Consider the following 22,279-nt stretch of genomic DNA (forward strand, 5'->3'; position numbering starts at 1 on the left):
CCACCTGTATGCTGCTGTGCGGTTCTTCCTGCGCTACATCTTCGCGCAGCGGACCGCGGGTGCGAGGTCGGCACCCGGTCTTCCCTGCGCCCTCTTGGACAAGAGGGTAGCGAGTTCAAGCAAAGCTCGGGCGAATTGCGCCGCGAGGACGAGAAGATGTGTCTGCGATTCAAAATGCGATCCGAAAGAGCGATGCCGGCGCGGAAGCAGCGGGCGCGAGCCTCTCATCGCATCGGCTCGCACAGACTGAATTCGGCGGCAAAAAAAGGGCCGTCCTGCGGGGGGTACAGGGCGGCCCTAGAGGCTCGGTGGCCCGGGAGGAGGGGCGCGAGCCGGCGCAAGCGGCGTGCGCTTACGCCAAAACCAACGTCAAGACCGTTGTCATGCGGCCTTGTCCGCAAAGTGGTCGCCATCCCAGGAGGGGCGGCGGCGCGGCAGCGCTTCAACATCGGACCGCTCGTTCCTGGCTCCGGCGCGCCATCGCGCCGGCGTCTGGCCGCTGATGCGCTTGAACACGGTCGAGAAATGCGCCTGGGTGCTGAACCCGACGGCAAGCGCGATCTCGGCCAGAGGCCGCGGGGTCGTCGTCAGCAGCGACTTGGCGTGCGCGATACGATGATTGAGCAGGTATTCGCGAGGTCGATATCCGGTCGCGGCACGAAACTGCGCGGCGAAATGCATTCTCGAAAGGCCGGCGACGCCGGCGAGCTCGGACAGGCTGATGCCGCGTTCGAAATGAGTGGCGATATGTTGTTCGACGCGCCGCAGGCGCCATTTTGGCAAGGCATTGACCTTGGGGCGCGGCGCTTCGGGGCGGGCGAGATGCATCGCGAGGATCTGGCCGATGCAATGTGCAAATTGGTGACCCGCAGCGTCGCCCTGCTCGGCGAGCGCCTTGGCCAGTCCCGCGGTGAGTGGATCGCGCAGCAGCACGAGGTCGTCGAGGCCTTCGGCCGCGTCGTGCGACCATCCGGTCGGGAATTGGTCCGACGATATAAGGAGGTGCAGGAAGGCGCAGGGCGCCTGGAACCGGGCGCTCATCTGCTTCGACGGTGCGCTGACATACAGCGTACCCGACGGCATGGTGCCGTCAAAGATGATCCGACTTTCCCGCGCCAAGGTGACGCGCGTCGTCTTCAATGCGATGCCGACGAAATATCGATCGGGCGGCGTCGTCGCCTGATGCCGCGACGTTTCCCGCAAATCGTCCCACCGCGAGATCGAGATGTGATCCAGCGCGGCCAGCGGACTGCAGGCAGTCTCGCGCCAGTGGCTTTCTCGCGCGATTGCTCTTGCAGCGTGAGGTGTTTCGCGATCCCCCGGAGCGGCGTGAAGATTGATCCGGGTGTCGTCCCTCTGCAATTCGATCAGCATCGCTTATTCCCTCTGAGCTTCACGATCGTTCGTCGTGACCGGCGGACTCGCATCCTCGGTATGCTGGCAGGATAGTCGTGAGCAGGCCTGGAAGCCCGTTAGGGGTAATGAGGATCTGTTAGATTATGTGGGCTCGGGTGCGGCGCGCTGTCGCGGGAATTCAGCCAAGTTTCAGCAATTTGGCATCACTCGAAGACGGCGTCGAAGATCTCGACGTCGATCAGCACGGGCCTCGCAATGGCAATCCCGTCGGGCTGCAACGTCAGCGTACGCCGCAGAGTTGGAACGACGATGCCGCTGAACTTCTCGTGGGCCCATGAATAGTGCGCGACGCGCGCGCCCAGGAGATCATGATCGGTCCGCCGCTGCAGGGCGCTGTCGTCGAAGTAAAAGACCTGCTCGGACGCGAGGCTGATCAGGCCAGGCGGGAACTGCGCGCGAAGGCGCCGCCAGGTTTCTTTGTTCTCCTGCCACGGTGGCAACTCCTCGACCACGACATCAGGACGGGCAAGGAGAAACGGGGTCGTGAGATAGTTCCAGATCTGGACGCCGCAGAAGCAGACCAGGTGCAGTTCGTCCGCCAGCGCATGCGCGCCGTTGCTGGGAAAGGCCAGGCTCGGGTTGCGCCAGGTCCGCAGCACCTGTCCGTCAAGGCTTTCGATCGTGATCGCGTCCGGGGCAAACGCGCCGGACTGCTCGCCGCCGGTGATTCCGGTGAAGCGGACCGATTGTGTGCGTGTCGATCCCTCCGCGGTGACGTCCTTGAATTCGCGGGCATGTCCGGCATCGGAAAACAGGCTACCGCCGACGGACAGATGCAGAGTGAACCGGCTCAAGCTGTTCCAGCGGGCCAGGCCCCCGCAGGCGTCGATCGCATCGTCAAGAAGTGCCATGTCTCACTGAATCCACCACGAATTGGGATCACCATGGCGGGGCGCGGGCGGCTTGGCGTGTTAGAAGTTGTTAGGAGTTGCAAGAGCCTGATCTGGCGGTATCCCGTTGAAGATACTTCTAATTCAAGGCGCCCAGGAATTCCCTGGCGGTGACCATGTCGCGGCTCGACAGGCCTTCCTGATATTGCGCGACGATCGGTGTCAGCAGGGCCTGCGCGTCGCCTCGTCGCCCCGAGCGTTGCCAGAGGCGGGCGAGGCTCGTCGCTCCCCGCAGCTCCCAGCCGCGCGCGCATTGCCGGCGCGACTGGGCAAGCGATTGCAGGAGAAGCGCCTCGGCCTCGGTTGCCCTGGCGGATTGCGCCAGGATGTCCGCCTTGACCCGGAGCATTTCCGGCATATCGAACGATTCGCCGTGATCGCCGATCTGACCGATGGCCTCGTCGATCGTGCGCAACGCCTCATCAGCCTCGTTCCGGGCTGCCAGCCCCTCCGCGAGCGCCGTTGCAAACACCGTCGTCATGATCCGGTGCCGCGTGGCGTACAAGGTCGCCTGGCTGCGGCGAAGATGCTCGATGCCGCCGGTGATATCGCCGCGGCGGAGCATCAGCTCGCCCTTCTGACCGATGCCGACGGCGTGATAGGGGCCAAGGAAGTGTCGCGCGGAGTGGTCGATCAGTCGCTCGATCAGGCTCTCGGCGCTGGCCCAGTCGCCGACCCACAGAAACACATAGATGGTCCAGATCAGCGATATGCCAAGCGTCAGCGGTTGCTCGAGCTGTTCGGCCTGACGCACCGTGTACCTGGCCGCCTCGATGGCACGATCAGGCCGGCCGCTGAGCCAGAGCCCGCGCGCCAAGGCGACCAGCGCGACAATGCGGTCGTCATAGCCGAGATGGCCGATATTCAACCGCTGCGAACCCGGATTGTCCACCATCGCGCTCTCGCAGAGCTGGACGGCCTTGTCCTGGTTGCCGATCAGATGATGGGCCACACCCAGCATCCACTCGACGTTCAGCGTGCTGGTCGGGTCGTTCAGTTTCCTGGCGACGGCCTGGCCTCGTTCGCCGGTGCCGAGCGCGCCGTGAAAATCTCCGACCCGGGTGAGGAAGATGTGGAGCCCGCGGAGCAGCCAGAGCTGCCAGTGCAGGTCGTCGAGCGCCTCGGCCAGCTGCAGGCTGCGCGTGAATGCCGCGCGGACGCCATCGGTATTGCCTTGCGTGAACATCACGGAGACGCCAAGGGCTGCCTGCAGCGTCATTTCCTTGTGGCCGTCGATGCTGTCCGCAGCGGCGAGCGCCTGCCGGGTCCAGCTATGGCACTCCGTCAGCAAAGTCAGCTCGAGGAAGAACTGCGCGGCCGACGCCGCGAGGTCGACGGCGACCGTGCGGTCGCCGTTCTCCGAGAAGCTCCACGTCAGCGCGGCCCGCACATTGGGCAGATGATCGGCATAGGGCAGGAAGCCGCCGGCACTCTGCAGGCCCGTCGATTTCACGGAGATTTCGTGCAGGAAATCACGGAAATATTCGGCATGGGCGCGCGCGACACGAGCCGCCTCGCCGCTCTCGACGAGCTTGTCTGCGATGAACGCGCGGGTCGTGTCGAGCAGGCGGTATCGCAGCCGACGTTCCGCGGGCGACGTCGCAATCAGGGATTTCGACAGCAGATTCGAGATGGCTTCGACCGCCTCGGCCTCGTCGATGCCCTGACTTGCAGCGACTGCGAGCGCAGCTTCCAGCGTGAATGGCCCGACGAAGATCGACAGAGCGCGCAATGTCGCGCTCTCGGCCTCGGGCAGCAGGTCGTAGCTCCAGCTCAGCGCCGCACTCAGCGTCTGGTGCCGGGGAATAGCGGTCCGACGTCCCCGCCACTGCAGCGAGAAACGGCTGTCGAGCAGCGAGGCGGTGCCGGCGATCCCGTAGGCATTCACCCGTCCGGCGGCCAGCTCGATCGCAAGTGCTATGCCATCCAGGCGCCGGCAGATATCCGCGACGAGCGGCGCGTCCTCTTCGCTGAGTTCGAATTCGCTCAGGCTTTCGGCAATCCGCTCGACGAAAAGCTGGCTTGCCGGATAGGCGAGGATTTCGGCCATGCTGAGCCCGTCGCGTTGCGGCGGACAATCCAGCGGAAACAGCCGGTGCACCCGCTCGCCTTCGGCGCGAAAGGATTCGCGGCTGGTGGCAAGAACATACAGCTCGGGGGCTTCCCGCACGATGCGCTCTGCGAGCGGAGCGAGCGCATCGATGATGTGTTCGCAACTGTCGAGGACGAGCAGCGTCCGGCGGCCGCGCAGCGACTGCAGCAGCCCCGGGATCGGGTCTCCGGAATTGACCGTCAGGCCAAGGGCCGCGGCAATCGTGCCGGGAATGAGCTGCGCGTCCGTCAACGCGCCAAAATCGACGAAGTAGGTCTGGCCCTCGAAGCCCGCACGCTGGCCGTGCGCCACGGCGAGCGCGACCGAGGTTTTGCCGATGCCGCCGGGGCCGACGATGGTGACGAACCGGTGCTCGGACAGTTCGGCCACGATCTTGTCCACGGCATCGTCCCTGCCAATCATCTTCGCGAGCGGAGCGGGCAAGATGCGCGGCGAAACAGTCTCCCCCGGCCGGCTCTCCGCAGGCGCGGTGCGCAGCAGTGGCGCCGTGAAGCAATAGCCGCGACCAGGCACGTTGACGATGTAGCGCGAGCCTTCGCCAGCCTCGCCCAGCGCCTTGCGCAAGCTCGTGATGTGGAACCGGAGGCTGCCTTCATCGACATTCACGTCGGCCCAGATCCGCTTGAGCAATTCCCGCTTGTCAACGACTTCGCCGGCACGCTCGGCGAGAAAGATCAGAATGTCGAGCGCGCGCCCGCCGAGATGAAGCGGGGCACCATCTTTCTCAAGAAGTCGTGATCGGGGGAACAGCCGGAAAGCCCCGAAGGAAATGGCCGAGTCCTGGTCGTGTGGGTCGGGCACGCGCCGTGGTTCCAGCGAAAGGAAGTGTGGTGTTGTGTATATTTGGTCTAGCAGAAAGAGACGTTGAGTAAATCGGCCGAAAGCGGCGAAATCGAGCAACAGGCATGCGATCGGGCCGATCCAGTAGGGCCGAAACGCCGCGAATTTTGTTTAAACGCGAACAGCTTAAGTGGAGAGCGTGAGTGTCCGGCAGCACGGTTCAATGCGGACGCGGCGGATCACGTCATAGGGATCACCTGCCATCCAATCATAACAGAATCTTGCAACGTCTAACGAGCGCGAGCCGCGGGTCTGCATCACTATGGCGTTCGAGCTAGGCCCATTCCAACGGGGGAGGCTATGATGCCCGATATCAGCTCTCGGCCGACCGACAGCGACGCTCGATCGCATTTCGTCGCCAGTCTTGACGATCTCTCGCGTGACTGGGAGCTCGTGCTGCGTGAGTCTCACCACCGCATGAAGAACACGCTGACGCTGCTGGGTGCGTCAGTCCGCCGTGACTTCACGCGCGCCGGAGGCAGGAACATGTCGGGTGCGGTGGAGCGGCTGGAGCGGCGCATCGTCGCCTTCGGCAGGCTGTATCAGCTCTTGTCCGACAATGACGATTTGGCGACGATCTCCGTCGAAGCGTTCTTCGAAGGCCTTTGCGGCGCGCTCTCTGAAGCGGTGTTAGAGCCCGCCGGTGTTCGCTGCGAAGCTTCTATCGAAAGCGGCGAGCTACCGGCATGGCAGTGTCACCGGCTTGCTTTGATGCTGACGGAGCTGGTCACGAATGCAGCCAAACACGCCTTTCCAGACAAGAACGGCGCGTTGATCCGCATCGAGGTCGCCAACCGTGAGGGCGGCTGGTTCTGCGCCGTCGCCGACAATGGCATCGGTGCAACCGGACCCCTTCAGGGCGCCGGCAGCCGCATCCTGGAAGGCTTGGCGCGCAGCATCGGTGCCCGGATGCACGGCGAAGCCGGGCATGGCGGCACATGCGTGACCATCGCGATGCCGCTTGGGTCGGCTTAAACAGCGGCTTCACTCTCGAACCTGCAGCTCAACTCGGGGAGTTCGACATGACCATCATCGAGACGAAGCACGATGTCGGAACAACAGCGCCGAGATCGCATCGAGCCGATCTCAAGCTCGAAGTCATAGTCATTCCAGTATCGGATGTGGACCGCGCCAAAGTGTTCTATGCGAGCCTCGGCTGGAGACTGGACGCCGATTTCGCCTCTGCCGATGGCTGGCGCGTCATCCAGTTCACGCCGCCGGGCTCGGCCTGTTCGGTGATTTTCGGCAAGAACGTGACGTCAGCTGCGCCTGGTTCAGCCCAAGGCCTCTATCTTGTCGTATCCGACCTCGATGCTGCACGGCAGGATCTGCTCGCGCGCGGCGTCACGGTCAGCGAACCCTTCCATGGCGGCGGCGACGTTCACGCCGGCACGGACGAAACTTATCTGTTTGGCCGTATCAGGCTCAGCGGCGCTGATCCCAAACGCGGCAGCTACAGCTCGTTTGCGTCCTTCAGCGATCCCGACGGCAATGGCTGGCTGCTTCAGGAAATCACCACGCGGCTGCCGGGTCGTATCGAGGCGACCGACACCATGTTCACCTCGTCGAGCGAACTTGCAGGCGCATTGCGACGCGCGGCAGCGGCGCACGGCGAGCACGAGAAGCGGGCCGGCGGACACGACGAGAATTGGCCGGACTGGTACGCCGACTACATCATCCGCGAGCAGGCCGGTCAGCATCGCAACGGCTAACGCGCCCTAACAATCCATAACGAGCCAATGGCCGGTGACTGAGGCAATCTACATTCAGGACGAGCCGATCTGTCGGTTTCGAATTTCGGTCAACGTCACAGAGCTAGGGAGATGCGAAATGACAACGCAGATGCGAGCCGACATCATCAACCCGGATCGCCGCCAACTGTTGGGCCAAGCCGCAATGGTGGCTGTTGCCGCAGGCACGGCGAGCCTGTTTCCGGCAAGTCCGGTCAAGGCCGCCGCGAGCGGCGAAGTCCGCCCATTTCACGTCAGCGTCCCCGAGGAGGATCTGCTCGACCTGCGCCGACGCCTTGCGGCGACACGGTGGCCGGATCGCGAGATCGTCGCCGATCAGTCGCAGGGCGTGCAGCTCACGACGCTTCAACAGCTCGTGCGCTATTGGCAGGCTGATTACGACTGGCGCAAGTTGGAGGCGCGGTTGAATGCGCTGCCGCAATTCGTTACCGAGATCGACGGTGTCGACATTCACTTCATCCACGTGCGGTCCAGGCATGACAACGCGCTGCCGATGATTGTCACGCATGGCTGGCCCGGCTCGATCATCGAGCAAATGAAGATCGTTGGTCCGCTGGCAGATCCGACTGCGCACGGCGCAACAGCGGCAGATGCATTCGACCTCGTGATCCCCTCGCTTCCTGGCTACGGCTTCTCCGGCAAGCCGACGGCTCTTGGCTGGGATCCGCAGCGTGTTGCACGGGCCTGGATCGTGCTCATGAATCGGCTCGGCTACAAACGTTACGTCGCGCAGGGCGGCGATTGGGGCAACGCGATTACGGAACAAATGGCGCTGCTGGCGCCGCCCGGATTGCTCGGTATTCACACCAACATGCCCGCAACGGTCCCCGATGACATCGCCAAGGCGCTTCAGCCTGGCGGGTCGAAGCCGTCCGGCCTCTCTGCAGACGAGAGCCATGCCTACGATCAACTCGACGATTTCTACGAGCATGGCCTCGGCTACGCGATCGAGATGGCGAACCGGCCGCAGACCCTCTATGGCCTCGTGGATTCGCCGGCGGGCCTTGCCTCCTGGATGCTGGATCACGACGCGCGCAGCGCTGCGATGATTGCACGGGCCTTCGACGGCAAGACCGAAGGACTGTCGCGCGATGATGTCGTCGACAACATCACGCTCTATTGGCTCACCAATACGGCGGTGTCTTCGGCGCGCCTGTACTGGGAGAACAAGCTCGTATTCTTCGAACCCAAGCACGTGCAGATCCCGGTCGCCGTCAGCGTCTTCCCGGACGAGATCTATGCGGCCCCGCGCAGCTGGACCGAGAAGGCCTATCCGAAGCTGATCCACTACAATCGCCTCGACAAGGGCGGCCACTTCGCGGCCTGGGAGCAGCCGGCGCTGTTCTGCATGGAAATGCGCACCGCGTTCCGCTCGCTGCGTCAATCGATCTGAGGCAAGTGCTCATTTGGTAGGGAGAAACGAGATGATCCGCAAGGCAACAGCAGTATGGCAGGGCACTGGCCGCGACGGCACCGGTCATCTGTCGAGCGAATCCGGCGTGCTCGCGGCGACGCCCTATTCGTTCAAGACCCGCTTCGAGAACGAGAAGGGCACCAATCCCGAGGAATTGATCGCGGCGGCTCATGCCGGCTGCTTCACCATGGCGCTGGCATTCGGCCTCCAGCTTGCCGGGTTCACGCCGACCGAATTGTCGACCGAGGCCGCGGTCTCGCTCGAACCGGAAGGCAAGGGTTTCAAGATCAGCAAGTCCGCGCTCACCCTGCGCGCCAAGGTGCCCAATCTGGACGATGCCGGCTTCGCTCGCATCGCCGGCGAGGCCGAGAAGAACTGCCCGGTGTCCAAGGTCCTCAACGCCGAAATCAGCCTCGACGCCAAGCTGGTCTAGTCGCAGGCCTTCGAATAGATTGGCCATCCGGGTCTCTCGCAAAAGATTGGGAACCGGATGGACATCCCTGGCATATTGGGAGCTGACAGATGACGACAGAGCGCGCGGTTTTGGCTGGAGGCTGCTTCTGGGGCATGCAGGATCTCATCCGCAAGCAGCCAGGTGTGATCTCGACGCGTGTCGGCTACACCGGCGGTCGAGTGAAGAACGCCACCTATCGCAATCACGACGGTCATGCTGAAGCGATCGAGATCATCTTTGACCCGGCGAAGACCAGCTTCCGCACCATGCTGGAGTTCTTCTTCCAGATTCACGATCCGACGACGCTCAATCGCCAGGGCAATGATCTGGGCACGAGCTACCGCTCGGCTATCTTCTACACGTCGGACGAGCAGAAGCGCATTGCCGAAGATACTATTGCCGATGTCGAAGCCTCAGGTCTGTGGCCCGGCAGAGTGGTGACGGAAGTTGCCCCCGTCGGCGAATTCTGGGAAGCGGAGCCGGAGCATCAGGACTATCTCGAACGATACCCTGACGGCTACACCTGTCATTTCATTCGGCCGGACTGGAAGCTGCCGCGACGCGCGACAGCTGTGGGAGGCTAGATCTGGCCGAGGGCCCTCGAGTTAAGCCCGCAGTTGCGTGATCAGATCGCGCGCGATCCGCATATCGGCGATACCAGATCCTTCGGTCATCGCGCTGCATGCCTTCTCAAGGATAGCGAGCGCCTCGGCACCCTGATCTTGCCTGACCCTGAGCCGAGCGATGCTGATCGCGCAGCGCAGCTGCCAGAAGTCCGCGCCTTGTTGCGTTGCCAGCTCCATCGCTTCGCGAAAGCAGGTGTCGGCGGCTTCCGACTGCGGCGATTCCCTGAGCATCAGCTCGCCCTTGATGCGGAGCAGCTCCGGCAGATACCAGCGTTCCTGCCTGTCGTTACAACGTGCCAACGCGCTCTCGATCGTGTCGAAGCCGTGATGGACCTGGTTGGCCTGTCCAAAACAGGCCGCGAGCTCGCCAAGAAGGGGAAGAAAACGCGGCAGGAAGCGTGCATCGCCGGCGCGATTGATCTCGTCGCGCAGCAGCGGCAGACCTGTCTCGATGTTCGCACGTCTGGTGATGACAAGCGCGTTGAAAGCGCGCGCCCACAGGCCCCAGAGCCTGATAGCGTGGCGATCGGTGTGCTCGAGCAACTCGGTCCCGTGGCGCTCGGCGGCCTCGTAGTCGCCGGCCAGGAAGGTAATCGGACAGGCGGCTTGCCCCAGAACGCTGCAGAAGGTCAGCGCATGGCCGTTGGCTCGGCCCTCATGAATGTTCTGTTCGGCAAGCGCCAGGGCCTGATCGGCATGACCCTGCAGCCACAGGATGCGAGCGCGGAAGTACTGCGTCGATATCCGCAGATCGAGCGGGAAGATCTTGGGCTTCTCGGCCAGCACATGCAGCGAGGCGTTGACCCGATCGATCCGGACGCGCGCTTCGCGTTGGTCCCCGAGATAATGCAGCACGACGGCCGTGAGCCGGTCCGCCAGCATGAGGTCGGTCTTGTCAGGTGAATTGGCCGCGGCTTCGGCGAAACGGTCGGCAAGCGTGCGCGCCTTGCCAAACGCCCCGTTGTTGAACTGATCGATGGACAAGCCCCAGAGAGCCCGCAGGCGGAAATCCTTGTCGTCCAGCTTCTCGGCCAGTTCAAGCGTCGCCTCGAGGATCGGGCGGGCCTCGCGAGCTCGTCCTTCGCCATACATCAGCGACCAGCCGAGTGCTGCCAGGAGCTGCATGCGCACGCGCTCGTTGCCATCGTCTCCCAGTGCGGCAAGCGCTGCCCTGGCGCGTTCGCGGCATTCGGCGAACAACGATAGCCGGATCCAGAGCGTGACCGCCACCGCCGTCAGCGTGATGCCGAGCTGCGCGTCGCCATCCTGAGAGAACGCCCAGTCTAGCGCGGCGCGCAGATTGTCCAGCTCCGCGCCGTAGGTGCCAAGCCAGTCCGCCAATGGAGCGGAGGTCTCGGCCTCGGCGCGCTCAAACAAGTCGCGAAAATATTCTGCGTGGCGTTGCGCGATTCGCGTCGTTTCGCCGGCCTCGGTCAGTTTGCCGAGCGCGTAGGTTCGGGTGGTGTCCAGCAGGCGATAACGCAGCGATCGTGCGCCTGACGGTGCGATCAGCGACTTCGTGACGAGATTGTCGATCGCTTCCATGGTTGTGGCGGCACTGAGGCCGTCGCCCGAGGCGACGGCGGCAGCAGCCTCCGGCGTGAACGGGCCGACGAACACCGACAATCTCCGCAAGATGGCGCTCTCGGAGGCGGGAAGAAGGTCGTAGCTCCAGTCGAGGGCGGCGCTGAGCGTCTGGTGTCGCGGAATGGCCGTGCGTCGTCCGCGCCATTGCAGTGAGAAGCGGCTGTCGAGAAGGGACGCCGTGCCGGCGATGCCGTAGGCATTGACGCGTCCTGCCGCGAGCTCGATCGCAAGTGCGATGCCGTCGAGGCGGCGACATATGTCCGCTACCAGCGGTGCTTCCTCTGCGCTGAGCTGAAACGATCCCGAGCTCTGCGCGATACGCTCGATGAAGAGCTGGGCCGCGGGGTAGGTGAGAACATCGGCCACGGCGAGGTCATCGCGACGGGGCGGACAATCCAGCGGAAACAGTCGAAAGATCCGCTCGCCCTCGCTTCGAAAGGATTCGCGGCTGGTTGCCAGCACATGTAGTCGCGGTACCTCCCGGACCAGGTGTTCGACCAGCGGTGCAAGGGTCTCGAGCACGTGCTCGCAGCTGTCGAAGATCAGCAGCGTCGGTTTCGCTTGAAGATGGGTCAGCAGGGCCGGGACGGGATCTTCCGCATTGATAGACAGCCCGAGCGTCGAGGCGATGGTGATTGCGGCGAGCTCAGGCTTTCTCACCGGTCCGAAGTCGACAAAGAACACATGTCCGTCGAAATGGGCGAGCCGGCGATGGCCCACGGTTACGGCCACTGCCGTCTTGCCGATTCCGCCGGGGCCGACCACTGTGACGAAACGATGCAACGCGAGCCCGGTCGAAATCTTGTCGATGACCTCGTCTCGCCCGATCACCCGCGCCAGCGGAGAGGGAAGGGAGTGGGGCACAGGGATGTCAGTCGGAGGAGTGGGAAGCGCGGGAGCAACCTGGGCGAGAGATGCGACGAAGCAATAGCCGCGCCCGGGAACGTTGACGACATAGCGCGCTGACTTGCCGGTGTCGCCGAGTGCCTTGCGCAGTGCTGCGATGTGGAAGCGGAGGCTGCCATCATCCACATTCACGTCGGCCCAGACGCGTTTGACCAACTCGCGCTTGTCGACGACTTCGCCGGGCCGCTCAGCCAGGAAGATCAGGATATCGAGAGCGCGGCCTCCGACGTGAAGATGCGCGCCGTCCTTCTCCAGGAGGCGAGACTTCGGAAACAGTCGGAATGGCCCAAAAGAAATGGCCGAGTCTTGGTTGATGCTGTCTGGCACGCGCCATTGCCCCCTCGGGGGGAGTCAAAATTGTTTGACTTTGTCTATCAGAACGAAGCGTACAGTAAACTGGACGAAAGGATCAACGGTGGCTGCGGGCGCCCACTCGCGGCCACTCGGCCGACTGTGTGCGGTCGAAAATATCTATTTCCAATGAACAGGTTACGGTGATGCCGATCGGACGTGTCAGGGCCGCTTCCAGTCCCGCGCAGCAGGCATGCCACGCATCGGCGGCCCCGCCATTGACGATCGCCTCATACTGTTGCGTATGGAGATTGGGGAGCCGGTCCCGCCACTGATCAAGAGCTTACGACGTTCGGAACAGGACATGCCTTCCCTCTCGCGGCGAGAATTCGTCAATGTGGCTACGTTTGCTGCTGCGCTTGCCGGAATCCCACGCAGTGGAAGCGCTGCCGACTATCCATCGCGCCCGATCCGACTGGTGATCCCGTACGCGGCCGGCGGCCCAGGCGATCAGATCGGACGTCCATGGGTCGAGCGAATGTCATCGCAGCTCGGTCCGAGCTTTGTCGAGAATATCAGCGGTGCAGGCGGCGCGATCGGAACGGCGGTGGTCGCACGCGAGAAGCCCGACGGCTATTCGCTGCTGCTGGGAAATGGCAGCACGCAGGTCATCGTCCCGCTGACGACGCCAAATCCGGCCTATGCCGTCGGTGATTTCCGGGCGATCTATCGCCTGATCAACAGTGCGCTCGTCTTCGCTGTCAGTCCCTCGCTGCCAGTGACCAATCTGCAAGACTTGATTGCGTACGCGAGGGCCAACCCCGGCAAGCTGTCCTATGGGACGCCAGGTATCGGCACGGGCAATCATCTTGTCGGCGAATTGTTCAAGCAGCAGGCGGGCGGACTCGACATGGTCCACGTCCCCTATCGAGGGAGCTCGCAGGCAGTCAATGACGTCGTCGGCGGCCAGATATCTCTCGTCGTTGCTGTCATGTCGGTTCAATTGCAGCAACTGAGCCACGCCGGCAAGATCAGGTTGCTTGCGGTCACGACCGAGCGTCGCTTGAGCGGTGCGCCGGAGATCCCGACCGCCATCGAATCGGGCATGCCGGATCTTCGGTATGAGGGATGGTTCGGCCTGTTCGCGCATAGGATGACCGACGATGCGATCATCGACCGGATTGCGCAGGCGACACGGATGGCGATGGCCGATCCTGCACTCCAGGCGGCCTATCGCTCTCAGGGCATGGAGCCGGACGGCGATTCCAGCCCGGACAAGTTTCAGCGGATCGTCGATGCTACGACGGCGAGCCTTGCTCCCGTGATCAGGTCGATCGGGCTCAACTCGCTGTGAGTGCCGGAGCAGATCAGAACCGCGCAGCCATCTGCTGGAGTCGTCGATATGCGCTCTCGCGCGCGGCGCGGATCGGTTCGGCCGGGCCTGCCGTTGGGCCGATCGGCACGAAGCTGATGTCGCTGACGCCGATGAAGCGGAGCGCCTCCCGCAAGTAAGGCGTTGCCATGTCGATGCGGCCGCGGTTCATGCCGGTGGCAAAGTCGCTGCCTGAAGCGAGGATGACGAGGGTCGGCCGGTCCTTCAGCAAAGGCAGGTAGCCCTGCGCGGGATCGAATCGGAACGTCAGGCCGGGCTGGATGATGATGTCGAACCACTGCTTCAGCTTGTAGGGGATGCCGAAATTCCACATCGGTGTCGAGATCAGGACGCGATCGGCCAGTGAAAATCGCAACGCCATTCGCTCGGCCTCGGCAAAGCTGTTGCGTTGCGCATCGTCGAAGGCCTGCGCCTTCATCCGCGCGTATTTGGCCTCGACGATGGGACCTGAAAATTCCGGCATGCGCTCGCGCCAGAGATCAACGACATCGATGTCCCAATCGGGGCGGGCCTGGCGAAAGCCGTCAAGGAAGATGCGCGCGCCGGCGCTCGACTCGGAGTCGGCTCGCGGCGAGCAGGAGAGGTGCAAAAGCTTTGCCACCGTTCATCCCACCGCTCTGATGACGGCATCGGCCCGGGTCACGACGGCGACGTTCTGCATGGCAAAATTGATCGAAGCCGAGTGCCAGTCGGCATTCATGGTCGAGCAGCAGTCCTCCGGCACGATCATGTAATAGCCCTTGTCGGCGCCGGTGCGCGCGGTGTGCTCGACCGACATGTTGGTCCACGCGCCGGTGTTGATGATCATGTCGCGGCCGGTCGCCTTGAGAATGGTCTCCAGCCGCGTGCCTTCCCATGCACTCATCCGCATCTTCTCGACGATGAAATCGCCGGGGCGTGGTTCGAGGCCGGGCACCGGCGCTGCGCCCCAGCTGCCGCGCACCATCGCCTTACTGTCGACAAGACCTTCGAACAGCGGCGCGTTCAGCGTCACGCCGGGTGCGCCCGGCTCGACGACGAACCAGACATGGATGATGACCACACCTCGGGCACGCGCAGTCTCGGCGAGCCGCCGAACGTTCTCGATCACGTGTTGCTGCTTCGCGTGCCCAGGCGCGCCAGACTCCGCAAAAGCGCCACCGTCCATGATCACGTCATTCTGCAGATCCTGGATGATCATGGCGCAGCGGTTGGGATCAAGGCGCATTTCGCCATCAGCGAGAATCGGTGCCGCAGCCGCAGGGCTGGGACCTGTGCTCGTGGCGCCGCCGCTGCTGCGCCCGCCGCTCATATAAGGCTCGTGGCGTGGTCCGGTCCTGGTCGGGATGGCATAGACCGAATGCGTGGAGGTCAGATAGAGCGTGCGGAAATCCGGTCCGCCCCAGGCGAGGTTGGCAACGAGCTCGGGCACGCGAACCTTTCCGAGCAGCTCGCCGCGAGGGGAATACACCCAGACGCCGCCGGGCGCGGTGACCCAGACATTGCCATGCTGATCGCACTTCATGCCGTCGGGTACACCCGCCTCGAGTTCGGAGCGGATGCCGCTCGCGAACGTACGCGCGTTCGATAGCGTGCCGTCTGCGCTGACGTCGAACACGCGGATCAGCGCCTGCACGGTGTCGTTGACATAGAGCAGCTTTTCGTCGGGCGAGAAGCAAAGTCCGTTCGGCTGGTCGAACAGGTTGCGATCGACCACGAGCTTCGGCTCGCCGCCGGGCACCACGCGGTAGACCCCCTGGAAACCGAGCTGGCGCGGCCGCTCCACGCCGTAGACCGGCATGCGCCCATACCAGGGATCGGAGAAATAGATCGCACCCGACGAGTGCACGCAGACATCGTTGGGGCTGTTGAGCTCCTGTCCCGCGAAATGCGAGGCCAGCACCTCGCGACGGCCGTCCGGTCGCTCGCGGATCAGCGACGAGGTGGCGTGTTCGCAGACGATCAGATTGAGCTCGGCATCATAGGTCATGCCGTTGCATTTGTTCGACGGGCGCTTGACCTCGGCGACGCCGCGCCGCGCATCCCAGCGCCGCCGCACGTCGCCCGGCATGTCCGAGAACAGCAGGTAATGATCGACCGGATGCCAGATCGGGCCTTCCGTGAACTCAAAGCCCGTGCCGACCTGCGCGACCGGCGCGTAAGGGTCGATCAAGGTCTCGAATTCGGAGCGCAAGGTGACATGGGTCATCGGTCGGTCCTCACTCATTCTCAGGCTGGGAACCAGTTGCGCGCGGGCAGCGACTGTACGATGGGACCAGGGACTTGATCGTGCAGTCGGCCGACCACATTGCCGCCTTCGATCTTGGCGGGGCGATCGTGCACCGGCAGCAGATAGCGCGAATTGCTGAGCAGCTTCTTGATCGCGGCCTTCTCCGCGCGCTTGCTGGTGCCGTGGTTACCGGTGGTGCGCGGTTCCCAATCGTGGATCTCGTTGAAGGGGGTCACGATCTGGTCGTTGAAATCGTAGATCACATCGCCGCAGATGGTGGCGATGCCGTCAGCGGTCTCGACGATGATGTTCATCGAGCCCTCGGTGTGGGCATTGGCGGCATCGCAATAGACGCCGGGCATCAGTTCGATCGGGCCGGTGATCTCGAGGTCAAGGAAGCGCAGCGCGCTCTTGGTGTGGAGGCGGTCGATCAGGTGCTTGATGTCAGGCGCCGGATATTGTGGATGCATCAGGCCGGAGACGGAGTATTCCAGCTCCTTGCGGTTCAGGACGACGGTCGTGTTCATGGGAAACAGATCGTCCTTGCCGGCGTGGTCGATGTGCAGATGGGTGTGGCAGACGAAGCGGACGTCGCCCATGCGCACGCCGTGGCGAGCAAGCTGGTTCTCGATCATGTTCTCATGATACTGCAGGCCGCGCATGCCCAGCGTTTCCATGATCTGGTTGGATCGATAGCCGGTGTCGACCACAACAGGATATTTGCCGCCGAGGATCAGAAAGCCGAGGGTGAGGACACGGCGGGTACGGCCGCAATCGCGGCCGAGCACCAGAAAGCTCGATTCCAGCTCGATATCGCCATAGTCCAGGATCTTGATCTCCAGCGCCATTCGTTTCCCTCCCGTTGTTCTTTCTTGCCTATCAAAGCCGATAGACGCGCGTTGCGGTGTCTTTGAAGATCGCGTCACGTTGTGCAGCGCTCAGCGGCGCCGTGGCCGCGCGAAACGCGTCGACGAGCTCTCGGTAGCTGGTCCACAATTTCTCGATCGGGAAATTGGAGCCGAACAGACAGCGTTCGGCGCCGAAAATCGCGACGGTGTCGGTAACGACGGAGGCGATATGCGCCGGATCATTTCGGTGAATGAAGGTGCCGAGCCCGGATAGCTTTGAGACCACGTTCGGGCATGACGCGAGCCGGGCCATCCCGGCGCGCCAGGCCGCGCGGCCTGCCGGCGAAAGGTCTTCGAGCATGCCCGCGTGCTGCAGGATGAAGGTTACCTTCGGGCACGATTCCACAAGCTGCGCCGCATCCGGCATCTGCGGTGTGAAGACCTGTAAATCGAACGTCCAGCCGTAGTCGGCGAGACGCGCGACGTTGCGTCGGACCAGGGGATCGATGCAGAGATCCGGCTTGGACGCGAAGCGATAAAGCGGGTTTTTGTGCCAGTGCAGCTGCATGCGCACGCCGCGCACAAGCGGATAGCGCTTCAGGCGGTCGAGCTGGGGGCGCACATCGTCTACGGCGAAATTGGCGTAGGCGACGATCGCGTGCGGCCAGCCGTGTTCGTCGGCGGTCTGCTGCACCCAGGCGGCTTCATCCTCGAAGCGGTCGTTGGCCCAGTTGGTTTGAACATAAACCGAGCGGGTAACGCCCGCGCCCTTGAGGTCGTCGAGATATTCCTGGATTGGATAGTCGCGGCGGATGGCCTCGTAGGGTCCGAAGATGCGCGGCTGCATCGGGCCGACCAGCCAGGGCAGGTCGGCCTGCCGCCAGATGTGGTGATGCCCGTCGACAATGTCGGTCACGCAAATCTCCTTCGTCCCAACGCCAGTACATGCGCGACGATGGATCCGGTGGATCCGCCGTCGACGAGATCGTCGACGAAGCGTTCGATGGCGACGAGCGCCTCGGTCTGCGGGCGGAAGCCTGGGCTGGTTGCAAGCGGCGTCAGCCAGCTCACGCGCCAGGCCCGCCGCGATAGTTTCGCGACGGCATCGCGAAGTGCATCGGGCGCGCCGCGCTCCAGCCCGTCCGAGACCACGACCACGGCCGCACCCCGTGCGTAGCCGCCGAAGCGCGGCACCGCGAGAAAGGCCTGCAGCGCTTCTCCGATGCGGGTGCCGCCGTCCCAGTCGCTGACGAGATGGGCGGCCGCGCTCAACGCCTGTTCGCGGCGTTTCAGTCGCAGCGCGCGGGTGACGCGGGTCAGCCGCGTGCCGAAGGTGAAGACTTCGACATTGGGTGCGGCCTGCACCAGCGCATGCGCCAGCTTCATGTTCTCTTCGGTGCGGGTCTTCATCGAGCCGGAGACGTCGATCAACAGCAGGAATTTTCGCGGACGCTGGCGGCGCTTCATGTGCCCGAGCCGCAGAATTTCGCCGTCGCTGCGGACGGAGTCGCGCAAGGTGCGGCGGAGGTCGGCGAAAGGACCGCGGCGGACGCGAATACGGCGGTGGCCACGCCGTCGCGGCAGGCGCCGTGGTGCTTCGCGTGCCAGGCGCCGCAACGCCTCGGTCGTTGAGAGTTGAGCGAAGTGGCGCTCGACAAGCGCCTCGGTACGGGTCGCAGTCAGGCCGGATTCGCTGGTCTCGTCGGAGAGCAGCGGCTCCTCATCACCGCGGCCTTCTTCCTTGAGCCGGACGGTCTCGTCGTCCTCGCCGTCGTCGGCGTGCTCGATCGCCTCGCTGCCCCGGAAGTGAAGATCGAACAGCCGGTCGAAGGTCACACGACGCTCGGGCGGAGGGCCGAGGGTCGCCAGTGCGGCCTGCCTGATATCCCTGATGTCGCGCGGGCCGAGCAGCTCGATTGCAGTCAGGAACGCGGTGGTCTGCTCCGGGGCGACCGCAAAGTTGTTCGCGCGCAGGAGCGCAACGAAGGAGACGAAGACGCGGGCGGCACGCGGGAGCTGCATGTCGGTGCTCATGCGGTCACCTCCGCCAGCATCGCGTCGAGCCGGGGCGAGATGAAGTGTAAATCCTCCTCGTCCTTCAGCGCCACGCCGATCGAGCGCTTGAACGCATCCGGCCAGCGCGCACCGCCCTTGTTGAGGAGCGTCGCGGCTTCGGCCCAGTCGACGGCCTCGGCGACGCCGGGCGCCTTGCTCAGCGGCTCGCGCCGGAGCCTGCCGACGGCGGCGACGACAGCGCGGGCTGTCGCTTCGGCGACGCTGGAGGCTCGCAGCATGATGATGCGTGCCTCGCGCTCCTCGGTCGGATAGTCTATCCAGTGATAGACGCAGCGTCGGCGCAGGGCTTCGTGCAGGTCGCGCGTCCGGTTCGACGTCAAGACGACGACGGGCCGCTCGGCCGCGCGCACCGTGCCGCGCTCGGGGATCGAGATCTGGAAGTCGGAGAGGAATTCGAGCAGGAACGCCTCGAATTCCTGGTCGGCGCGATCGACTTCGTCGATCAGCAGCACGGTCGAGTCCGGCGCACGAAGTGCCGCCAGCATGGGACGCTCGATCAAGAACGTTTCGCCATAGATGTCGATGCTTTCATCGCCAGCCTGGCGGATTGCGAGCATCTGACGCGGATAGTTCCACTCGTAGAGCGCCGCGGAGGCGTCGATCCCCTCGTAGCATTGCAGGCGGATCAGGCGGCGGCCGAGCACCGCGGCGATGGCTTTTGCGGCTTCAGTCTTGCCCACACCTGGCGCGCCCTCGAGCAGCAGCGGCTTGCCAAGCGCGAGACCGAGATACGCAGCCGTCGCAAGACCCTCGTCGGCAAGGTAATAGGCCGCGCGTAGCGCTCTCTCCAGCGCCTCCGGGCTGTCGATACCGACGATGTTGCTGCGGACCGTCATGAAGTAAAGCCTCTAGCGCCGCGCCTGCGGCCGGGCACCGCCCTGGGCCTTGATCGCGCGCAGCACTTTTTCGGGCGTGATCGGCAAATCGTCGATGCGGACGCCGACAGCGTTGAAGATCGCGTTCGCCACAGCTGGCAGCACTGGGTTGGCGCACATCTCGCCGGGACCCTTGGCGCCGAACGGACCGTCGGGGGCGGGGCGCTCCAGGACGGCGATGTCATGCGGACAGATATCGCCGGGCCCGGGCATCAAATACTCGACGAAGTCGCGGGGACCGTGCACAGGCTCGGGATAATAAGGCTCCGGGGTCTCGTAGAGCGCGTGGCTGACGCCCATCCAGGCGCCGCCGACGAGTTGTTGCTCGACCAGGCGCGGATTAAGCGCGCGACCAAGCTCGTAGGCGGAGTCCATTCGCACCATCGCGACCTCGCCGGTCTCGTCGTCGACATCGACCTCGGCAACAAGGCAGGCGTGCGCGTAGCAGGTCGCGGGCGACATCTCGCCGGTCTCCGGATTCACTTCCGAGAGCGGCACCAGGAAGATGCCGCGACCGGAGATGGTCTTGCCCTGCTTGAATTGCGCAGCAATCGCGACATCCTTGGTCGAGATCGAGCGGTGCGGCGCGCCCTTGACGTGGATGTTGCCGCGCCCGTCGGTCTCGAGATCGGCAGCATTGACCTCCAGCTCCTCCGCGGCGGCCTCCATCATCACGCCACGCGCCTCGCGCGCCGCTGCCATCACCGCATTGCCGACGCGATGCGTTCCGCGCGAGGCGAACGAGCCCATGCAGTGCGGGCCGGTGTCGGAATCCGCGGTGTCGACATAGACGTCCTCGACCGGCACGCCGAGCGTCTCCGCGCAGATCTGCCGCGTCACCGACTTCATGCCCTGGCCGAGATCGATCGACGACAGTGCCACGGTGAACTTGCCGCTCGGATTGGAATGCACCAGCGCCTGGCTGGGATCGCCGCCGAGATTCATGCCGATGGGATAGTTGATCGACGCGATGCCGCGTCCGCGATGCCGGGTCATCTAGCGCCTCCTGGTGCCGAAGACGGAGGAGAACCGGGTCGCGCCATGCGAGGGTGCGGCCGGCCGCGGTGAGGGCGGCGGGGGAGCGGGCGGCGGTAGATCGCGTGGTGGTTCACGCGTGACGGTGGGCGGCAGCCGGTCATAGCTGGTGCGCTGCTGGACAGGCGCATTTGGCCTTGCGCGCGAGTCCGCCGGGGTCGGAGGGATGATGGCGCGGCTGCCGCCGCCGTCCTTGCGCGAAGAGGCGCGCTTGAACTCCTCGCGGAGCGGCCACTTCGCCTTCTCCGCCGCGACCTGGACGCATTCGATCAGGGCCGTGTTCTTGGCCTCACGCCGGTGCGCCTTCATGTCGCCGTCGCGGTAGGCGTTGAGGATCCGGAACTCCATCGGGTCCATGTTCACGAGGTTCGCCAGCTTGTCCATCTGGCACTCGATGGCAAAATCCATCGCGGTGACGCCGAAGCCGCGCATGGCGGTCGCCGGCGTGCGGTTGGTGAAGACGCAATAGACGTCGCCATAGACGTTCGGAATAGTGTAGGGGCCCGGCAGATGCGCGGCGCATTTGACGGCGGCGTAGCTGGAGAGCCGCGTATAGGCGCCGCTGTCGAAATAGGCCCGGATCTTGCGCGCGACGACGCGACCGTCGCGCATCACGCCGTCCTTGATGTAGATGCGTTCGGCGCCGCGCGGCGGACCGTATTGCATCTCCTCCTCGCGCCCGAACACGTAACGCACGGGCTTTCCGGTCAGCATGGCACCGAGGATGGCGAGCGGCTCGGTCAGGGTATCCACCTTGCCGCCAAAGCCGCCACCGACGGTGCCGCCGATGAAGTGGAAGGTGTTGGACGGTACGTCCAGGATCTTGGCGCAGGTGTCGACCGAGAAGAACAGCGCCTGGGTCGAGGTGTAGACCACGTAGCGGCCGTTGGTGTCTGGCGCCGCGATGGCGCCATTGGTCTCGGTCGGCGCGTGCTCGATCGGCGACATCTGGTAGCGCTGCTCGAGCACGTGATCGGCGGTCGCCAGCGCCGCATCGGCGTCGCCGAAGCGCAGCCTCTGGTGGTCGTAGGTCTCGTGATAGGTGAAGGTGTTCTTCGGGTAGGTCTCGTTGACCACGGGCGCGCCCGGTTTCAGCGCGTCCTCGACGTCGAACACGGCCGGCAGCGGCTCGTAGTCGACCTTGACCTTGACGATCGCCTCAAAGGCCTCACGCTCGCTGTCGGCGACGATGGCGACGATCGGCTCGCCCTTGTAGCGAACCTTGTCGACCGCTAGCGACGGCTCGTCGTCCTTGCCGAAATTGATCAGGCTCAGAAGCGTGTTGAGATTCACGGGCACATCGGCACCGCGGATGATCCGGCGCACGCCGGCCGAACGCTCTGCCTCGGCAGTGTCGATGCGACGAATTCTAGCGTGCGCCTGCGTCGAGCGAACGACCTTCAGATGCAGCATGCCCTGCAGCTTGTGATCGCCAAAATAGCTCGACGTGCCGGTGACATGGCCGAGCATGTCCTGGCGCTGCGTGCCCTTGCCGATCTCCTTCAGATTATCGTCACGCTCGTCTGCGAAGATATCTTTGCGTAATTCCAGCATC

The 22,279-nt window shown here is 64.1% G+C and carries 18 protein-coding genes; 6 read left to right on the forward strand and 12 right to left on the reverse strand.

Annotation, left to right across the window (positions count from 1 at the left end; translation table 11 throughout):
- Window positions 1–381: 381 nt before the first annotated feature.
- The 3 genes from M2427_RS30855 to M2427_RS30865 all read right to left on the reverse strand — a co-directional run bounded on the left by M2427_RS30855 (window position 382) and on the right by M2427_RS30865 (window position 5,220).
- Window positions 382–1,374 carry an AraC family transcriptional regulator gene (locus tag M2427_RS30855; protein ID WP_280710580.1) on the reverse strand — a complete coding sequence of 331 codons (993 nt, stop codon included), beginning with the start codon at window positions 1,372–1,374 and terminating at the stop codon, window positions 382–384.
- Window positions 1,375–1,559: 185 nt separating this feature from the next.
- Entirely contained in the window at window positions 1,560–2,267 is a 708-nt protein-coding gene (locus tag M2427_RS30860; protein ID WP_280710581.1) for a hypothetical protein, read from the reverse strand.
- 118 nt (window positions 2,268–2,385) lie between these two features.
- Window positions 2,386–5,220, reverse strand: a complete 2,835-nt coding sequence (locus M2427_RS30865) for a winged helix-turn-helix domain-containing protein (RefSeq protein ID WP_280710582.1) — start codon at window positions 5,218–5,220, stop codon at window positions 2,386–2,388.
- 342 nt (window positions 5,221–5,562) lie between these two features.
- On the opposite strand from M2427_RS30865, the gene M2427_RS30870 reads away from it, so the two are divergent.
- The 5 genes from M2427_RS30870 (at window position 5,563) to msrA (ending at window position 9,462) form a co-directional block, all read left to right on the forward strand.
- Window positions 5,563–6,234 carry a sensor histidine kinase gene (locus tag M2427_RS30870; RefSeq protein ID WP_280710583.1) on the forward strand — a complete coding sequence of 224 codons (672 nt, stop codon included), beginning with the start codon at window positions 5,563–5,565 and terminating at the stop codon, window positions 6,232–6,234.
- Window positions 6,235–6,281: 47 nt separating this feature from the next.
- Window positions 6,282–6,971 (forward strand): VOC family protein, encoded by a 690-nt coding sequence (locus tag M2427_RS30875; protein ID WP_280710584.1) that lies wholly within the window; start codon window positions 6,282–6,284, stop codon window positions 6,969–6,971.
- 118 nt (window positions 6,972–7,089) lie between these two features.
- Complete coding sequence (locus tag M2427_RS30880; protein ID WP_280710585.1) at window positions 7,090–8,403, forward strand: epoxide hydrolase; 1,314 nt, start codon at window positions 7,090–7,092, stop codon at window positions 8,401–8,403.
- Window positions 8,404–8,434: 31 nt separating this feature from the next.
- Window positions 8,435–8,857: an OsmC family protein gene (locus M2427_RS30885; protein WP_280710586.1), complete on the forward strand. Its 423-nt coding sequence runs from the start codon at window positions 8,435–8,437 to the stop codon at window positions 8,855–8,857.
- An 89-nt stretch (window positions 8,858–8,946) separates the two neighbouring features.
- Window positions 8,947–9,462 carry a peptide-methionine (S)-S-oxide reductase MsrA gene (gene msrA / locus M2427_RS30890; RefSeq protein ID WP_280710587.1) on the forward strand — a complete coding sequence of 172 codons (516 nt, stop codon included), beginning with the start codon at window positions 8,947–8,949 and terminating at the stop codon, window positions 9,460–9,462.
- Window positions 9,463–9,483: 21 nt separating this feature from the next.
- Here msrA and M2427_RS30895 read toward each other — a convergent pair whose 3' ends face one another.
- Window positions 9,484–12,324, reverse strand: a complete 2,841-nt coding sequence (locus M2427_RS30895; RefSeq protein WP_280710588.1) for a winged helix-turn-helix domain-containing protein — start codon at window positions 12,322–12,324, stop codon at window positions 9,484–9,486.
- Between the two features lie 328 nt (window positions 12,325–12,652).
- On the opposite strand from M2427_RS30895, the gene M2427_RS30900 reads away from it, so the two are divergent.
- Window positions 12,653–13,642 (forward strand): tripartite tricarboxylate transporter substrate binding protein, encoded by a 990-nt coding sequence (locus tag M2427_RS30900; protein WP_280710589.1) that lies wholly within the window; start codon window positions 12,653–12,655, stop codon window positions 13,640–13,642.
- A 13-nt stretch (window positions 13,643–13,655) separates the two neighbouring features.
- Here the strand turns inward: M2427_RS30900 and M2427_RS30905 are convergent, their stop codons facing one another.
- The 8 genes from M2427_RS30905 to M2427_RS30940 are packed head-to-tail and all read right to left on the reverse strand — an operon-like array spanning window position 13,656 to window position 22,278.
- Window positions 13,656–14,282: an NAD(P)H-dependent oxidoreductase gene (locus M2427_RS30905; protein ID WP_280710590.1), complete on the reverse strand. Its 627-nt coding sequence runs from the start codon at window positions 14,280–14,282 to the stop codon at window positions 13,656–13,658.
- Between the two features lie 3 nt (window positions 14,283–14,285).
- The gene (locus M2427_RS30910; protein ID WP_280710591.1) at window positions 14,286–15,869 is read right to left on the reverse strand and encodes an isochorismatase family protein; all 1,584 of its coding nucleotides are present in this window, start codon (window positions 15,867–15,869) and stop codon (window positions 14,286–14,288) included.
- A gap of 20 nt (window positions 15,870–15,889) precedes the next feature.
- Window positions 15,890–16,738, reverse strand: coding sequence for an MBL fold metallo-hydrolase (locus M2427_RS30915; RefSeq protein WP_280710592.1), 849 nt, complete (start codon window positions 16,736–16,738; stop codon window positions 15,890–15,892).
- Window positions 16,739–16,769: 31 nt separating this feature from the next.
- Entirely contained in the window at window positions 16,770–17,654 is an 885-nt protein-coding gene (locus M2427_RS30920) for an amidohydrolase family protein (RefSeq protein WP_280710593.1), read from the reverse strand.
- Window positions 17,651–18,772, reverse strand: a complete 1,122-nt coding sequence (locus tag M2427_RS30925) for a VWA domain-containing protein (RefSeq protein WP_280710594.1) — start codon at window positions 18,770–18,772, stop codon at window positions 17,651–17,653. The genes M2427_RS30920 and M2427_RS30925 overlap by 4 nt, the downstream gene beginning before the upstream one ends.
- Window positions 18,769–19,650, reverse strand: a complete 882-nt coding sequence (locus tag M2427_RS30930) for a MoxR family ATPase (protein WP_280710595.1) — start codon at window positions 19,648–19,650, stop codon at window positions 18,769–18,771. The genes M2427_RS30925 and M2427_RS30930 overlap by 4 nt, the downstream gene beginning before the upstream one ends.
- A gap of 12 nt (window positions 19,651–19,662) precedes the next feature.
- Entirely contained in the window at window positions 19,663–20,685 is a 1,023-nt protein-coding gene (locus tag M2427_RS30935; RefSeq protein WP_128952609.1) for a molybdopterin cofactor-binding domain-containing protein, read from the reverse strand.
- Window positions 20,686–22,278, reverse strand: a complete 1,593-nt coding sequence (locus M2427_RS30940) for a molybdopterin cofactor-binding domain-containing protein (RefSeq protein WP_280710596.1) — start codon at window positions 22,276–22,278, stop codon at window positions 20,686–20,688.
- Window position 22,279 lies beyond the last annotated feature (1 nt).

Source organism: Bradyrhizobium sp. BR13661 (genome assembly GCF_029892425.1).
In the GTDB taxonomy this organism is placed as follows: Bacteria; Pseudomonadota; Alphaproteobacteria; order Rhizobiales; family Xanthobacteraceae; genus Bradyrhizobium.